The sequence below is a fragment of the Nonomuraea aurantiaca genome (assembly GCF_020215705.1).
GTDB classification, from domain to species: Bacteria; Actinomycetota; Actinomycetes; order Streptosporangiales; family Streptosporangiaceae; genus Nonomuraea; species Nonomuraea aurantiaca.
This window is the reverse complement of record NZ_JAIWNB010000007.1, coordinates 68,287-83,733: the sequence shown is the minus strand read 5'-3', so window position 1 is coordinate 83,733 and position 15,447 is coordinate 68,287. Positions and strand designations below refer to the sequence as shown.

General features: G+C 68.9%; 12 protein-coding genes. 5 read left to right on the top strand and 7 right to left on the bottom strand.

Annotated features, from left to right (window positions below; genetic code table 11):
- Nucleotides 1-7: 7 nt before the first annotated feature.
- The 5 genes from LDL49_RS18560 to LDL49_RS18540 all read left to right on the top strand — a co-directional run bounded on the left by LDL49_RS18560 (nt 8) and on the right by LDL49_RS18540 (nt 7,217).
- On the top strand, nt 8-2,806 hold the full coding sequence (locus tag LDL49_RS18560) for an ICP22 family protein (protein WP_225292341.1): 2,799 nt from the start codon (nt 8-10) through the stop codon (nt 2,804-2,806).
- 78 nt (nt 2,807-2,884) lie between these two features.
- On the top strand, nt 2,885-4,066 hold the full coding sequence (locus LDL49_RS18555) for a DUF418 domain-containing protein (protein ID WP_225292340.1): 1,182 nt from the start codon (nt 2,885-2,887) through the stop codon (nt 4,064-4,066).
- 126 nt (nt 4,067-4,192) lie between these two features.
- Nucleotides 4,193-5,047, top strand: coding sequence for an LLM class flavin-dependent oxidoreductase (locus LDL49_RS18550; protein ID WP_225292339.1), 855 nt, complete (start codon nt 4,193-4,195; stop codon nt 5,045-5,047).
- Nucleotides 5,048-5,058: 11 nt separating this feature from the next.
- Nucleotides 5,059-5,484, top strand: a complete 426-nt coding sequence (locus LDL49_RS18545) for a nucleoside deaminase (protein WP_225292338.1) — start codon at nt 5,059-5,061, stop codon at nt 5,482-5,484.
- Nucleotides 5,485-5,633: 149 nt separating this feature from the next.
- A complete protein-coding gene (locus tag LDL49_RS18540) occupies nt 5,634-7,217 on the top strand; it encodes an alpha/beta hydrolase (protein WP_225292337.1) in 1,584 nt (527 codons plus the stop codon).
- 57 nt (nt 7,218-7,274) lie between these two features.
- Here LDL49_RS18540 and LDL49_RS18535 read toward each other — a convergent pair whose 3' ends face one another.
- The 7 genes from LDL49_RS18535 to LDL49_RS18505 form a co-directional block, all read right to left on the bottom strand.
- The gene (locus LDL49_RS18535) at nt 7,275-8,504 is read right to left on the bottom strand and encodes a cytochrome P450 (RefSeq protein WP_225292336.1); all 1,230 of its coding nucleotides are present in this window, start codon (nt 8,502-8,504) and stop codon (nt 7,275-7,277) included.
- Nucleotides 8,501-9,058 (bottom strand): GTP-binding protein, encoded by a 558-nt coding sequence (locus LDL49_RS18530; RefSeq protein ID WP_225292335.1) that lies wholly within the window; start codon nt 9,056-9,058, stop codon nt 8,501-8,503. The genes LDL49_RS18535 and LDL49_RS18530 overlap by 4 nt, the downstream gene beginning before the upstream one ends.
- A 31-nt stretch (nt 9,059-9,089) precedes the next feature.
- Nucleotides 9,090-9,449, bottom strand: a complete 360-nt coding sequence (locus LDL49_RS18525; RefSeq protein ID WP_225292334.1) for a DUF742 domain-containing protein — start codon at nt 9,447-9,449, stop codon at nt 9,090-9,092.
- A complete protein-coding gene (locus LDL49_RS18520) occupies nt 9,446-9,865 on the bottom strand; it encodes a roadblock/LC7 domain-containing protein (RefSeq protein WP_225292333.1) in 420 nt (139 codons plus the stop codon). The genes LDL49_RS18525 and LDL49_RS18520 overlap by 4 nt, the downstream gene beginning before the upstream one ends.
- A 65-nt stretch (nt 9,866-9,930) precedes the next feature.
- Entirely contained in the window at nt 9,931-11,277 is a 1,347-nt protein-coding gene (locus tag LDL49_RS18515; RefSeq protein ID WP_225292332.1) for a sensor histidine kinase, read from the bottom strand.
- Nucleotides 11,278-11,684: 407 nt separating this feature from the next.
- Nucleotides 11,685-13,520, bottom strand: coding sequence for an ABC transporter ATP-binding protein (locus LDL49_RS18510; protein WP_225292331.1), 1,836 nt, complete (start codon nt 13,518-13,520; stop codon nt 11,685-11,687).
- 467 nt (nt 13,521-13,987) lie between these two features.
- A complete protein-coding gene (locus tag LDL49_RS18505) occupies nt 13,988-15,373 on the bottom strand; it encodes a GH39 family glycosyl hydrolase (RefSeq protein WP_225292330.1) in 1,386 nt (461 codons plus the stop codon).
- Nucleotides 15,374-15,447 lie beyond the last annotated feature (74 nt).

Below are 15,447 nucleotides of genomic sequence, written 5' to 3'. Positions count from 1 at the left end.
GGTCAACGTGAGGCAACGCGACGGCGATGGCATGACAACGGGGGTCACGGGCTCCTCCGAGCACGTGGGCGACTCCACGGACGGCACCGAGGCAGAGGGGGAAACGGGCGTGCCCTTCGATCCGGACGCCACGGGCGTCATCCCCCGGCTGCCGGTCGTGGAGGGCCCGGCCGCCCCTGCGCCGGACTCCGCCACGGACGTCGCCGACGGTGACGACGAGGCGGAGACGGGCACCCTGCCCGCCATCCGCCTGCCCGCCACCCTCCACATCGGCACGCCGCCGAAAGCCCCCGAGGACACCGAGGACCCGAAGGAGCCCAAGGGCTCGCAGAAGCCCAAGGCCGCGAAGGAGTCCAAGGCCGCGAAGGAGCCGGAGGGCGCCAAGGGTCCGGGCGCGGACGATGCGACGTCCGCCGAGGATGACGACGCGGCGGGGACCGTGCCGACTAAGGTGGCGGCCGCCCCGGCCGCGAGTCTGACCGTGGACGCTCCCCCGGCCCCCGCGAAAGCGCCCGCCGAGCCCCCCGCCACCACCCCCACCGAGACTCCCACCGCGACCCCCGCCGAGACTCCCGCTTCAACGCCCGCCAAGACCCCGGCCAAGGCACCCGCAGCCGAACCCGCCGCTACCAAACCCGCCCCCGCCAAGGCGACGGGCCTGGGCGAGCGGCTGCGGCGGTTGGGGCGCAGCGCGCCCATGTGGCTGCCCGCGCTGCTCACGGTCGAGGGCCTGATCATGTACGTCCTCGCCCTGCGCGTCGCCCCTGGCCCGCTGCGCGGCGTGAACCCGGCCGACATCAACGGCCTCGGCCTGATCGCGGCCCTCCCGGCCAGCGCGTTCGCCGCGATCCTGATCATGCTGGTGTCGTTCTTCGTCACCGTCGCCCAGAGCACGGACCGTAAGTTCCTCCTGCTGTTCCAGATCGCCGTCATCACCTTCGCCCTGCACGGGGCCGGTTCGCTGGTGGCGAGCGAGCCCAGGTTCCCCACGGCGTACATTCACGCGGGCTTCGTCGACTTCATCGGCCGCACCGGCGAGACCGCGATCAGCATCGACGCCCGCATGGGCTGGCCGGGCTACTTCGCGCTGTTCGCCTTCGTGACGAAGGCCGCCGGCATCAGCGACATGACCACGATCCTCCAGTGGACGCCGCTGCTGACGAACCTGCTCTACCTGCTGCCGTTCGTGCTGATCCTGCGCCAGGTGGTGGCCACCACGCGGGCGCGCTGGTACGCGGCGCTGCTGTTCGTGCTGGTGCAGTGGATCGGGCAGGACTACTTCTCGCCGCAGGGCTTTACCTTCGCGCTCTATCTGGCCTTTGTCGCGATCCTGTTGCGCTGGTTCGGGCGGGTGGAGCCGCGGAGCAAGCCGATCGCGCCGAAGGGGCTGCGCAAGCTGCTCGGCCGCCTCGACGCGATGACGCCGGGCGAGATCGCCAACACCGGCACGTTCCGGGCCGACCGGCTGCTGATGCTGCTGATGCTGCTCGCGCTGTTCTTCGCGGCGACGGCCTCGCACCAGATCACGCCGTTCATGATGCTCGGCGTGCTGACGGCCTTCCTCATCTTCAAGCGGACCAAGCTGACCTGGGCGCTGCCGTTCTTCCTCGGCCTGGCCGTGCTGGCCTGGATCAGCTACGAGACCGTGGGATTCTGGGCGGGCCAGATCGACGCGATCTTCGGCGGCCTGGGCCGGATTCTGACGAACCTGCAGCGCAACACCGGCGACCGCATCGCGGGCAGCGACCCGGCGCACGCGCTGGTGCTGCAGGCGCGGCTGGGCATCCTGGTCGTGATCCTCGCCCTGGCGGCGGTCGGCCTGCTCAGGCGGCTGCGGCGCGGGGTGTTCGACCGGGCGGCGCTGATCCTGCTCTGCGTGCCGGTGCTGGCGCTGGGGCTGCAGAGCTACGGCGGCGAGATCGGGCTGCGCATCTACATGTTCGCGCTACCCGGCGCCTGCCTGCTGGCCGCGTACGCGTTCTTCCCGAACCTGCCCGCCGACAGCGCGGACGTGCGCGAGGAGACCGTACCCATCCGCAAGCGGAACGTCCGCTTCAACCCCGAGCTGACCAGGAAGCTGTCGGTCGTGCTCGCGGCCTGCTTCGCGGTGCTGTTCGCGGGGGCGTTCCTGGTCGCCCGCTACGGCAACGAGAAGTTCGAGCGGGTGACGACCGGCGAGGTCGCCGCGATGCACTACATCTACGCGCACGACAAGCCGAGCGCCAAGGTCCTCTACCTGACGGCCAAGGAGGGCCCCGAGGTCACGCCGACGCTGCCGTGGGGCGAGAAGGACATCGAGCTGGTCAACTTCAACGGCCAGGCGCTCGTCTACCAGGATCCGACGAACATCGCCAAGGCGGTCGCGACGCTCAAGGCCAGCCCGCGCAACACCTATCTCGCTGTCAGCACCGGTCAGATCGCCTACCTGCAGCTCAATGAGGGCTTCCCGGAAGACTGGGGTCCCAGGTTCAGGGCCGCGCTGGACGCCTCGCCGGATGTGAAGCGGGTCTACGCCAACAAGGACGCCGCCCTGTACACCTGGAAGAAGTTCGTCAAGGGCACCGAGATCCCGGAGCCCCAGGCCTTCAAGGGGCGCGGCGACCCCACCTCGCCCTGGACCCCGGTCGGTCTCGGGGCACTGGCCCTGACCTGGGTGACTTTGTTCGGCTACGAGGTGATCCGGCTCAACGGGCCGAACCGGGCGGTCAAGGCGCGCAGGCGGTTGCTGTGGGTGGCCATCCCGGCATTCGCCGTGGCCGTGGGCGTGATCATCGAGCGATTTATCTATATCGCATCAAATACCTAGATTCACAGGAAACCCTTAGGTTTTGCGGAATGATGTTCGCTGATGAGGACACATCCCGCCGTTTCCCCTGGGCGATCCATGGCTACACGCATCACTTCGGTCGATGCCCTGCGCGGCTTCTCGCTGCTCGGCATCCTCGTCGTGAACATCGCCTTCCTGGCCTCCGGCTACCGGATGGCCGGAATGGCGGAGCCCGCGTTCATCTCACCGCTCGACTGGGCGGTGCGGTGGACCGTGACCCTGCTCATGGAGAACAAGTTCTACTTATTGTTCTCCTTCCTGTTCGGCTACAGCTTCACGCTGCAGGTCGACTCGGCCGTACGGCGGGGCAAGGCGTTCGTGCCGATGTTCCTGCGCCGCCTGGCCGGGCTGTTCCTGCTCGGGCTGGCCCACGCGGTGCTGCTGTTCCCGGGTGACATCCTCACCACCTACGCCGCGGTCGGCCTGGCCCTGCTGCTGCTCCGCAAGATCTCGCCCAGGACCGCGGTCATGCTCGCGATCGCCTTGACCTCCATGCTGGCCCTGGGCTTCGTGCTGCTGGCCCTCCTCGCGATGGTGGGTCTGGACACGGCCGGGACGGTCTCGCACGGGGTGGCGGAGGCGGTGCACTCCGACTCGGCGCTGCGCGGCTCGGGCTTCCAGATCATCGGCGAGCACCTGCGCAAGCTCTCCCTGATCGTCGTGCTGCGCGTGCTCTTCCAGGGTCCGGCCGTCCTGGCCGCCTGCCTGATCGGGCTGGCGGTCGGCAAGCTGGGCGTGCTGCGCGACGTGTCCGCGCACACGGCCACGCTCCGCCGGCTGCAGTGGGTCGGGTTCACCGTGGGGCTGGGCGGCGCGTTCGTCTACACGCTGTCGGCCTGGCACGGCAGCGTGAACAAGTTCCTCGGCGAGGCCGTGGACCTGGTCACGGCTCCCCTGCTCGCCGCCGCCTACGCGGCGACGTTCCTGCGGCTGCTGCCGCACCTGCCGCGCATCGGGCGGGCGCTGGCGGCGCCGGGCCGGATGGCGCTGTCCAACTATCTGGGGCAATCGCTCATCTGCTCGCTGATCTTCACGGGGTACGGCCTGGCGCTCGTGGACCGGGTCAGCCCACCGGTGGAGGTGGTGATCGCGGTGGTCGTCTTCGTCGGGCAGGTCTTCCTCAGCCATTGGTGGCTGCGCGAGCACCGGTACGGCCCGGTGGAATGGCTGCTGCGCGCCGTGACGTACTGGAGCCGGCCGGGCCACCGGGGCGCGCATCAGAAGTCGGCGCGCGCCTGAGGCCCCCGATAGGGCGGCGTCCGGCTGTAGACCAGGCCCAAAATACCGGCAATTCCCTGGCCAATCGCCGCATACGCCGGGAGAAACCCTCTTCCTGCCGCGATACCGATTGGCTAGCCTGCACGGGTGCGAATAGGCGTGAACGTCCCGAACTTCGGACCAGGCACCAACCCCGACGTCCTGCGCGGCTGGGCGCGGACGGTGGAGGGCCTCGGGTTCGACCTGCTGATGCTCTCGGACCACGTGGCGGTGACACCCGATGTGGCCCAGCAGTATCCAGCCCCGTTCTACGAGCCCTTCACCACGCTGGCCTGGCTGGCGGGCATCACCGAGCGCATCAGGCTCGGGACCACGGTGCTGATCATGCCGTACCGGCATCCGCTGCTCGTCGCCCGGATGGCCGCCAACCTCAACGACCTCAGCGGAGGCCGGCTGGTCCTCGGCGTGGGCGTGGGGTGGGCGCGGCAGGAGTTCGAGGCGCTCGGCGTGCCGTTCCACCGGCGCGGGGCGCTGACCGACGACTACCTCGACGCCCTGCGCGCCGCCTGGACGGACGGCGCGGACTACCGCGGCGGGCCGGTGCCGATCTGGATCGGCGGCAACAGCGACGCCGGTCTGCGCCGCGCGGTGCGCCTCGGCGAGACCTGGCACCCGCTGCGCAACACCCTGCCCTGGCTGCGCGAGGCATTGGTCCGCCTCAAATCCCTTGCCGACGAGCAGGGCCGCCCCGTGCCCGCCCATGCGCCCCGCATCATCCTCAGGCTCACCACGTCCCCGATCACCGATCCCGACCGGCGCGCCGGTGAGGGCACGATCGAGCAGATCGTGGACGACCTCGAACAGCTACGCCTCCTCGGCGCGGACACCGTCGTCCTCGACCCCTTCGGCGGCGACCCGCAGGAGACGTGTCATCCCGAGGCGGCCTGGCACGCCCTCGCGGCCGTAGCCGCCTCCTGGGATCTCCACGCGAACCACTCATGAACGGAGCGACCATGACACACGACGACGAGCAGTTCCTGCGCCGGGCCATCGGGCTGGCGGCCAAGGCGCGGGCGGCGGGCAACCCGCCCTTCGGCTCGCTCCTGGTGGGACCGGACGGCAGTGTGCTCGCCGAGGACGTCAACACCTCCATCAGCGACGCCGACATCACCGCGCACCCCGAGCTGAAGCTGGCCCGCTGGGCGGCCCGTGAGCTCAGCCCCGAGGCCGCGGCGACCACCATCATGTACACCAGCTGCCAGCCCTGCGGCATGTGCACGGGCGCCATCGAACGGTCGGGGCTCGGGCGGGTGGTGTTCGCGCTGTCCACCGAGCAGCTCGGCGGGCTCAAGCCACCCGCCGGGAACACCGGGGCGCGACTCGACGGACCGGCGCTGTACGACGAGGCGCGCGTGCCGGTCGAGGGCTATTACGTCTAGCGCTCATATTTCATCAACAAACTCCGTAAAGCCCCGCAAATCGCACTGTCGTTCGCCAGGATGATCAACGGGGGCACATCGACGTATTTACCTGGCATGCCAGGTAAAGGCGCCGAGGTGCCCGCTTGACACATCACGGAGGAGCGATAGTGAGGTTAAGACTGTTCACGGCGGCACTGGCTGGTGCCGCGCTGGTGACCCAGCTCGCCGGAGTGGCATCAGCCCGGTCGGCCACATCGACCGCTATCGATTGGGCGGAATGTGGCACCACGTACAAGGGCGAGTGCGCGACCATCAAGGTGCCGATGGACTACGCCAAACCCCATGGCGCGACGATCGACCTGGCCATCGGCCGGTTGAAGGCGCTCGACCCGGCCAAGCGGCAGGGCGTGTTGTTCGTACACCCGGGTGGTCCCGGCGCGTCCGGCCTCAACTCGTACATCATGGGCCGCGGCATCCCCGACGACAGCCCGCTGCGCCAGTACTTCGACATCGTCAGCGTGGACCCGCGCGGCGTCGGCCGCAGCACGCCCATCCTGTGCGGGGAGGACGTGGTCAACGAGACCCCGCTCACCTACCCGGCCAACGAGGCGGAGTATCAGAACTGGCTGGCCTTCAACGCCAAGCTGTCGAAGGACTGCCGCGAGCGCACGGGCCCGCTGTTCGACCACGTCGGCACCACCAACGCGGTGCGCGACGTGGACTCGATCCGCGCGGCGCTCGGCGAGCTCCGGATCAGCTTCTTCGCGATCTCGTACGGCACGCAGGTCGGCCAGCAGTACGCCGAGATGTTCCCGAAGAACCTGCGCGCGATGGCCATCGACTCCAACATGGACCACAGCATCACCTCGGCCTACCAGTACATGAAGACCACCACCGAGGACCTCGAAGGCTCCTACCTGACGTTCGCGAAGTGGTGCGGCGAGACGGCGGCCTGCGCGCTGCACGGCCAGGACGCCACGGCGGTCCTGGACGGCCTGCTGGCCAAGGCCAGGACCGGCTCCCTGAAGGACCCGGAGACCGGCGCCGAGATATCGGACGAGGAGCTCCGGATCGAGGTGTTCGAGCCGATGTACCGGCCGTGGACGGGCTTCTTCCCGCTGGCTGAGCGGCTGAAGTCGCTGGCGGCCGGCCAGGCGGCCCAGCAGGCCGCGGACAAGCCGGTGGCGTCGGAATCGGCGGAGGCGAAGACGACGGCCAGGGCCTCGGCCGAGGCTTCGACGCCGGCCGCCGAGGGCGTCAACTACGCCTACCCGGCCATCTGGTGCTCCGACTGGAGGTGGAACGTCAGCGGCTTCGCCGAGCTCGACGCCTACAAGCGCCGTCTCAAGGCCGTCGCCCCGCACACGGAGCTCTCCCCGTTCTGGACCGATGTCATGACCTGCCTCAACTGGCAGGGCAAGACGTCCAACCCGCAGCACCGCCTCAGGATCAGCGGCACCCCGCCGATCCTGGTCATCAAGGCGAAGGACGACGTGGCCACCCCGGCGGCCTGGAACTACGCCGCCGCACGGCAGATCCCGCGCTCGGTCGTACTGGAGTACGACGGCGTCGGCCACGGCCAGTTCCGCAACAGCACCTGTGCGCGCGACTACATCGAGAAGTACCTGATCAACGGCACCATGCCCCCGGCCGGAACGCACTGCGCCACGCAGTTCCCGACGGAACCGCCCGTGACGGCACTGTCCCCGCAGGACTCCCCGCTGTCCATCACGGGCCGTCCGGTCCACTGACGGCGAGCTGACCGGTGGTGTGTCCCCCAGCACGTCGGGGACACACGACCGGCAGTCCTAGCCGTTTCCCCTGAGGTAGCCGGGCGAGAACTCCACCGGCAGGGTGGTCAGGGCGCGCAGCCGGAAGGACGGCCGCCAGACGAGTTGGTCGGCGGGCACCGACAGCGTCATGTCCGGGAGCCGGTCCAGAAGCACCTCGACGGCCGTGTAGGCGATGACCTCGGCGAGCTCCGGCGCCGGGTGCGGGCAGCCGTGCTCGCCGTGGCCGAAGGACATGTGCGCGTGGTTCCCGGCCGAGCCGCCGTAGGAGTCGGGCCGTACCTGCGGGTCGGCGTTCGCGGCGGCGAGGCCGATGACGAGCGCGTCGCCGGCCCGGATGCGCTGCCCGCCCAGCTGGGTGTCATGAACCGCCCAGCGGCCCAGGCTGTTCTGGGCGGGCGACTCCTCCCACATGACCTCGTTCAGCGCCTGTCCGGCGCTGCGTCGGCCGCCCGACAGGGTCACGGCGAACCGTTCGTCGGTCAGCATCAGCCGCAGGGTGTTGCCGATCCAGTTGGCGGTCGGTTCCTGGCCCCCGCTCATCAACACGACCAGGTCCTGGACGAGCTCTTCGTCAGTGAGCCCCGCGGGATGGGCCAGCAGGCGCGAGGGCAGGTCCGGGCCGGGGCGCTCGCGCTTGCTGTCGAGCAGCCGCTTCATGGTGGCCTGGACTCGCTGATGCGCCTCCACGACGCCCGGGCCGGTGTTCAGCAACTCGGTCACGTCGGCCACCAGGCGTGGCGTCTCGGCGTCGGGCAGGCCGAACAGCGTGGAGATGGACAGCAGCGGCATCGGCTGGGAGTACTGCGCGATCAGGTCGGCGCGGCCCTGGCCGGTGAACGCGTCGATCAGGCCGTCGGCGGCCCGTTCGGTCCGGGCTCTCAGCTCGAACTGGTCGACGGCGGCGAGGGCATCGCTGAGGGCGCCGGCCCGCCGCTGATGCTCGGCGCCTTCGGTGAACAGGATGGACGGCTGGTAGCCGACGAACGCCATCAGCGGCCAGTCCGGCGGGATGCGGTCCCAGGCGTTCCAGCGGCGGGAGTCGCGGGCGAAGAGCTGCGGATTGCCCAGGACGTAGCGCAGCTCGCGATAGCCGATCACCAGCCAGGCGGGTATATCGCCCTCGAGCAGGACCGGGACGACCGGTCCGTGCAGCTTGCGCATATCGCGATACAGCTGCTCCGGATCCCGCTGGAACTGGGGCCCGTACATCCGGACGGGCTCGGGTGTGGAGTGGACGTCGGTCATCGGGTAACCCCCCGGGCGGAGGACATCGCGTGGAGGTGGTTGACGAGGGCGATCAGCACGGCCTTGCTCGAGTCACGTTGACGGGCGTCACAGTCGATCAGCGGAACCTCCTCGGACAGGTCCAGCGCCTCCCGGATCCGCTCCAGGGGATGCTTCGGCTCGTCGAAGTTGTTGCGCGCGACGATGAACGGCATTCCGTGGTGTTCGAGCCGGTCGATGGCGTACCACGAGTCGGCCAGGCGGCGGGCGTCCACCAGGACGACCGCGCCCAGGGTCCCCGAGAAAAGCCGGTCCCACAGGAACCAGAACCGGTCCTGGCCGGGCGCCCCGAACAGGTAGAGCACCATCTGCTCGTTCAGGCTGATGCGGCCGAAGTCGAAGGCCACCGTGGTCGTGGTCTTGGTCTGTACGCCGCTCGCGTCGTCGATCCCCATGCCTGCCTGGGTCATCGTCTCTTCGGTGCTCAGCGGCCGGATCTCGCTCACCGAGCGGACCATGGTCGTCTTGCCCACGCCGAACCCGCCGACGACCACGATCTTGAGGCCGGTGGTCATCGTGCTCCGTAGCGGTGTACGGGCCGGGGGGTCAGAGGTTCTGAAGTCCAACAAGCACCTGCTCCAGGATTTCGGGATCGGGCAGTTGCGCCCTGGCCGGGGCCTTGGGCGGATGGCGGGCGGTGATGCGTCCGGTGTCCAGCAGGTCGCACAGCAGGATCCGTACGACGCTGACGGGCAGTCTCAGCTCCGAGGAGATCTCCACGACCGCCATCGGCCGGCGGCACATCTGGAGGATCCTGACGTGCTCGGACTGCATGCCGGGGGTGGGATCGCATTCGCTCACGATCAGCGTGACCACGTCCATGGCGCTCTCGTCCGCGCGACTGCGTCCCCCGGTGACCGTGTACAGCCGGTCCGGGTCCTCGCTGGCCACTCGCGGCGAGATCATAGCGATCGGCTGCTCTGCTGAGGTTCGCGCGGCGGAGCGGTCAGATACTCCCCGATCTGCTCGACCAGTTCGTTCATGTTGTGACCGATGATGCCGGGGTCGGCGTCATCGCTCGCCACGACGGCGAGATGGGCGCCTTCTCCCGCTTCCACGATAAACAGCAGCCCGCCGTGGAACTCCGTCATCGACTGCCGCAGCCCGCCGGAACCGTCGCCGAACTCCATCGACGCCCCGTGGGCCAGGCTCTGGATGCCCGAGGCGATGGCGGCCAGTTGATCGGCCCGGTCCACCGACAGCCCGTGGGTGTGGGAGAGCTTGAGGCCGTCCTTCGACAGCACCAAGACATGCCGGGTCTGCGGTGTCCTCTCCAGGAGGTTCTCCAGCAGCCAGGCGAGGTCACGGTCTGAGGTTCTCATCGAGATTCTGGGACGGTCATCCGGCGTCGCCGGACGAGCAGCCCTCCCTCCAATCTGTAAGTTGGTCACCGGGTGTCGTCTTTCGGGCCTTCTGCTGCTGGGCCCTCTGCTTGCGGCTGTTCCGCTTCCGGGACCGCCGCGCCGGCGGGTGCGGCGCCGGTCCCCCGGCTGGCCTGGCGGAAAGCGCTGAATCTCGCTCCGGCCTCGGAGAGGGACGGCCTGGACCGCGCCGGAGCCTGCTCGGGCACGGGTGTCGTGGACGTCGCCGCCGCGAGCGTTTGACCGCGCCGGCGCCTGGGCAGCTCGCCCTCCGCGACGGGATCGGCCTGCGCGGGGACGGGGGCCGCCGTGGCCCGGCGGACGGCCGGGGCGCTCGGCGGACGCGGGGCCTCCACCTGGGGGGCCGGTGCGGGCTGGGTGACCAGTTTCTGCGGGATCATGACCACCACTGCGGTGCCTCCGCGTGAGGACGGCCTGAAGGAGACGGTCAGACCGTGCTTGCGAGCCAGACAGCCCACGACCGCCAGGCCCAGGCGCGTACCGGAGAGCGTCGTCAGGTCCAGGGGCTCGGACGAGACGGCCTGCCGCGCGCGGGCCAGCGCGACGGGGCTCATGACCAGACCGCAGTCCTCGATGGTGATCACGATGCCGGTGCTCACCTCTTCGACGTACACGTGCACCTCCTCGGAGGGAGGCGAGAAGCTGGTGGCGTTGTCCATCAGCTCCGCGAGGGCGTGCATGACGCCCTCGGCGGCGTGTCCGGCGATCGCGACGGTGCTGGCCGAGTGCACCCGAACCCGCTGGTAGGCGCTGATCCGGCCCACCGCGCCGCGCATGATGCTCTCCATCACGATCGGCTTGGTCCAGCGCCGCCCGGAACGCGCACCGGTCAGCACGGCGATGCTGTCGGCCAGCCGGCCCGCCTGGGCGGTGCTGTGGTCCAGCCTCAGCAGGTCCCCGAGGACCTTCTCGTCATGCCGGTCCTCCATCTCCCGGAGATCGGCCAGCATGCTGGTCGCCAGCGCCTGAACCCGGCCGGCGGCGTTGGCGCAGGCCGACATCGCGGCCGCCCGCATCCGGTCTCCCCTGCCGACCTCCTGCGCCAGCGTCCACAGGATGCGCTGCTGAGCCAGGTCGGCGGGCCTGGGCACCTCGGCCAGCGCGGTGTCGACCGATGCCCCGTCACGCAACCTCTTCACCAGCGCGGGCAGCGTGTGGTCGGCCAGTTGGGCGAGGTCCGCCTCCCGCATGGCGAGCCGGTCGCGCAACAGGTTCGCCTGCTGCCGGCCGTACAAGCCGTAGGTGACTGCGGCGCACAGCAGCAGGGCGGCTATGCCCAGGCACCAGGCCACGAGCGTCCGTCCGGCGACCGGCGCCTCGGCCACCGCCCATACGCACGCGACACCGGCCACGACGGCGACGCCAAGCGGTACGAGCAGGGCCCGACGGTGAACAGGTATGTGAGTTGCTGACATCAAGCGGTTCCTCGTCGGAAGTCAGAAACATACGGCCTGGAAGTCTTGATCGGATTGTAGGGGAATCTTCGCTTTGCGTGGGCACTTGGTAACCAATTGCGGCTATTGTCGCCTGCTCATGCCCAATGATGATCTCCCTGAGCACGGGCGCCGGATCTGACAACGGATCTTGCTCGGTGTGGAGTATGCCGGATTAGTAGGCTCTCGGCTACTGAGCGGCGCTCGCGAGAGTTCTCCCGGTGGGTCGCGGCGGTGTTGATCATGACACAGTTGGCCGGAGCGGGGGGCGGCGTTCACATGACAGGGCCTGGGCGGTTTCCCACCCAGGCCGGTGAATTGTGGTGTCAGGACACGCCGTGCACTCCGAGGTCACTTCGTTTCGGCCGGAGCCGGATTCGGTCCGAACGTCGTACCGGTTCCAGGTCGATCCGTCGCACCCCCTCCGGCACATGCCGCAGATCATGGGTGATGAGCAGCGTCGTCCGCCCCTCCATCAACCGGCGCAACGGCTCCATCACCCGCTCGGCCGTGACCACGTCCAGTCCGGTCATCGGCTCGTCCAGCACCAGCACCGGCGTGTCACGCAGGATCGCGCGGGCGATGGCGAGGCGCTGGCGCTGGCCGCCGGACATGAGGCGGCCCCGCTGGCCGATGGGCGTGTCGTACTTCTGGGGCAATGTCTGGATGAAGTCGTGTACGTCGGCCAGCTCGGCCGCCAGCACCACGGCGGCGTCGTCGGCACCCGGAGAGCCGTAGGCGATGTTGTCGCGCACCGTGCCGGAGAACAGGAGGTTCTCCTGGTGCAGGAGCGTGATGGTGTCGCGCAGCGACGACCGGGTCAGGTCGCGCAGGTCCACCCCGTCCAGGAGGATGCGGCCGGTGTTCGGGTCGTAGAAACGCAGGAGCAGCTTGGCGATCGTGGACTTGCCCGCACCGCTGGCTCCGGTGCAGACGACGAGTTCCCCCGGTTCGATCACGAAAGACAGCTCGCGCAGTGTCGCCCTGATCCGCTTCGGGTACGTGAAGCCGACCCGCGAGAACTCGATCCGCCCCTTGCTGCGCCCCACCACCGGCACGGCGGTGGGACGGTCGACGACGGCCGGGCGTACGGAGAGGACCTCCATGACGCGGTCCGAGCCGGCGGCGGCCTCTGAGACGGTGAGGGCCAGCTGGCCCAGACCCTGGACGGCGGGGTACAGGTAGGCGAGGTAGGCGGCGAAGGCGAGCAGGCCACCGAGCGTGAGGCGGCCTTGGGTGATCTCCCAGGCGCCGAAGCCCAGGATGACGATCAGGCAGATGGTCTCGAGCACCTGTACGGCGGGGCCGTAGAGGCCGGACAGCCACGCCTGGGACAGGTTCGCGCGCAACCAGGTGCGGCCTTCGCGGTGCAGGTGCCTGGCCTCGGTCTCCTGCTGGTTGTAGGCCTGGACCAGCGACTGGTTGGACAGGCTCTCCTCGATGACGCTGTTCATGGTGCCGTTGCTGGTCCGCTCGCGGGCCGCCGCGTTCCTGAACCGGGACGCGAAGACCTTGGAGACCACCAGGAACGCCGGGATCAGCGCGAACGTGACCAGCGCCAGGTCCCACCTGATGACGAACGCCGCGCCGGCGAAGAAGATCACGCTGGCCACTGTGGTGAACATCTTGACCAGGCCGGAGCCGACGAGCTCCTCGATGGCCTCGACGTCGTCGGTGAGCCGGGCCATCAGGTCGCCCGTGCGGCGGTTCTCGAAGAAGTCGGGTGTGAGGGTCTGGACGTGACCGAAGACCCGGTCGCGGAGCTTGAGGAGGAAGCGTTCCGCGCCCGCGGCGGTGACGTACGCGCCGGCGAAGGAGACCAGACCGGCCACAACCGCCAGGCCGAGCCAGGCGGCCGCGGGAGCCCAGAAGGCGCCCAGGTCCCGTTCGCTGAGGACCTTGTCGGTGATGTAACCGAACAGGGCGATCGCGGCCACCTCACACAGAGCGGCCAGGATCGCGAACACGATCCCAGCCGCGAACAGCGCCCTGACGCCACGGGTGTCCGGCCAGAAGGCCCGGAAGGTGTTCCGGATGGACACCGTCGGCGCCAGGGGCGGAGCGGAGAGTGAGAGCCGTTGGGAGACCCGACGGCTCTCAGGTGGCACCTCTTCTACCACCACCACCGCCTGCGCCATCCACCACCACAGCCGCCGCCGCATCCACCCCACCGACGCCGACCGCAACCGCGACGACCCCATCCCCACCAGTCGCTACGGTGAGCCGGGAAGAGCTTACCGAGAGTCATGATGCCCCCCTGTGCTAGTCGCACTATTTCGACTTTCAAAATAGGACGCTAGCACCCAAATGGTGAAAAATCAGGGCTTGGGGGCGTTCTTTGATCGGATTTGACTGGTGCTCATGGGAAAGATCTGCACATGCGGTAAATGTAAATCAGCGACAAAGCGTGCACATCCCGCGCCATACGGAAACCCCGCTGGGACCTGGGCAAACCCAAGCCGACGCCTCGATCACCACAGAAGTGGAAAAGCGGTTCGACGTTTCTGCGTCCACCGCAAGTCGCTCCAGGCAATGGAATTCCGGGGGACGGCAAACATTGTTGCGAAGAAAGGTGAGAGAAGGGCTCCGCCCGGCCGTCCGAGCAGCCGAACAGAGCCCTTGACCGGCCTCAGGCGCCGCGCCCCGCCCACTGGATCTCGTACGGTTTCAAGGTCACCCGCTTGCCGTCCACGGTGGCGGTGACGCTCGTGTCGGCCGTGTTGACCATCACCATCTGCCGCTCCTGGCCCAGCGTCTTGATGCGCTGGTCGGAGCTGGTGACCGGATCCAGTTTCACCCCGGCGGGGAACCACTTCGCGAACCCGCTCAGCAGCCCCGCCATCGGCAGTTCCTGGCCCGTGCCGGACGACCAGAGGCAGCCGGGGCACTCCGTCCCGCCCTTCTGCTCCGGGTTCCAGTAGAGCGCCGTCGTTACGCCGCTCCTGGCGAACTCCATCAGCGTCGTGGCCTGTACGGCGGTGCGCTTGTCCTCGCTCCAGCCGGAGTTGGTGGGCTCGACGTACCACTCGGCCCACCACACCGGCATGTCGTTGCTCTTCTGCCTGAGCCAGGCGGTGACCGCACTGAACTTGGCCTGGGCCGCGAAGTCGTTGGGGACGTTGGCCTTGTCGTTGGTCATCGAGGCGCCGTCGACCACGATGAAGTCGGCGCCCTTCTTGTGCTCGATCCAGTATTCGATCGCGTCGAGCGCGCGCTGGTCGACCGTGCCCCAGGGGCCGCTGAGCTCCGAGGGGCCGCCGCCGGAGTTGGTCTCGACCGGGATATAAGGACCGCCGACCTGGATGTCGCCGTTCACCTTCTTCAGCGCCGCGTAGACCTTGTTGTAGAGCTCGGTGTAGCCCTCGGCGTCCCAGCGGTTCGTGGACGGGTTCCAGAAGCCCTTGAACTCGTTCCACACCATGAAGTACTTCACCGTCGGATACTGCCTGGCGATCTTCGCGGCGAGGTTGGCGTAGTCGTCGAAGTGCTCGCGCTGGGGGGCGACGGTGTGGTTCTTGGACCAGTCCGTACGGCCGGGCTGGCCGCCCTTCATCCAGTCGGGCGCGCAGCACAGCGTGATGACCGGGACGGCTCGCGAGGAGGCCATGAGCTTCAGCCGCCGGTTGAGGTCCCGTAAGTTGTACTGGTCCGGGCTCGGCTCCGGGTTGCCCACGCCCCAGCCCATGATGTGCTGGTTCTGCAGCAGGGGGACGCGGCCGAGGATGTTCTTGGCCTGCTCGGTGATCTCGCGAGGCGCGTTGTCGGCGCTGTACTGGGTGTGGGTGACGCCCCAGCGCGGCCAGTCGTCCAGGGCCGGCGGCTGCTCCAGCGTGGGCGGCGGCTCACTCGGCTGGGTCTGGGCGACCTCGCCGCCCTTGTACTCGTCGCGCGGGCCGCCACGCGTGCCCGCGTACACCATGATCGCCGCGACCAGTGCGATCGCCAGGATGCCCACGCCGAGCGCGAGCGGCCATGGCGGCCGTCTGCGTGCGTGTTTGCCATCGGTGGGAATCACGGTGCCTCCACCCTCGCGCGTGGACAAGGGCCGGGACGCCTCTCCCAGCCCTTCCCACGGTATATATCGGTACT

Coding starts and splice junctions, on each gene's coding strand:
- LDL49_RS18510 (WP_225292331.1), bottom strand. CDS start 13,520: ATGCGGCGGCGGCTGTGGTGGTGGATGGCGCAGGCGGTGGTGGTGGTA.
- LDL49_RS18555 (WP_225292340.1), top strand. CDS start 2,885: ATGGCTACACGCATCACTTCGGTCGATGCCCTGCGCGGCTTCTCGCTG.
- LDL49_RS18545 (WP_225292338.1), top strand. CDS start 5,059: ATGACACACGACGACGAGCAGTTCCTGCGCCGGGCCATCGGGCTGGCG.
- LDL49_RS18530 (WP_225292335.1), bottom strand. CDS start 9,058: ATGACCACCGGCCTCAAGATCGTGGTCGTCGGCGGGTTCGGCGTGGGC.
- LDL49_RS18525 (WP_225292334.1), bottom strand. CDS start 9,449: ATGATCTCGCCGCGAGTGGCCAGCGAGGACCCGGACCGGCTGTACACG.
- LDL49_RS18535 (WP_225292336.1), bottom strand. CDS start 8,504: ATGACCGACGTCCACTCCACACCCGAGCCCGTCCGGATGTACGGGCCC.
- LDL49_RS18520 (WP_225292333.1), bottom strand. CDS start 9,865: ATGAGAACCTCAGACCGTGACCTCGCCTGGCTGCTGGAGAACCTCCTG.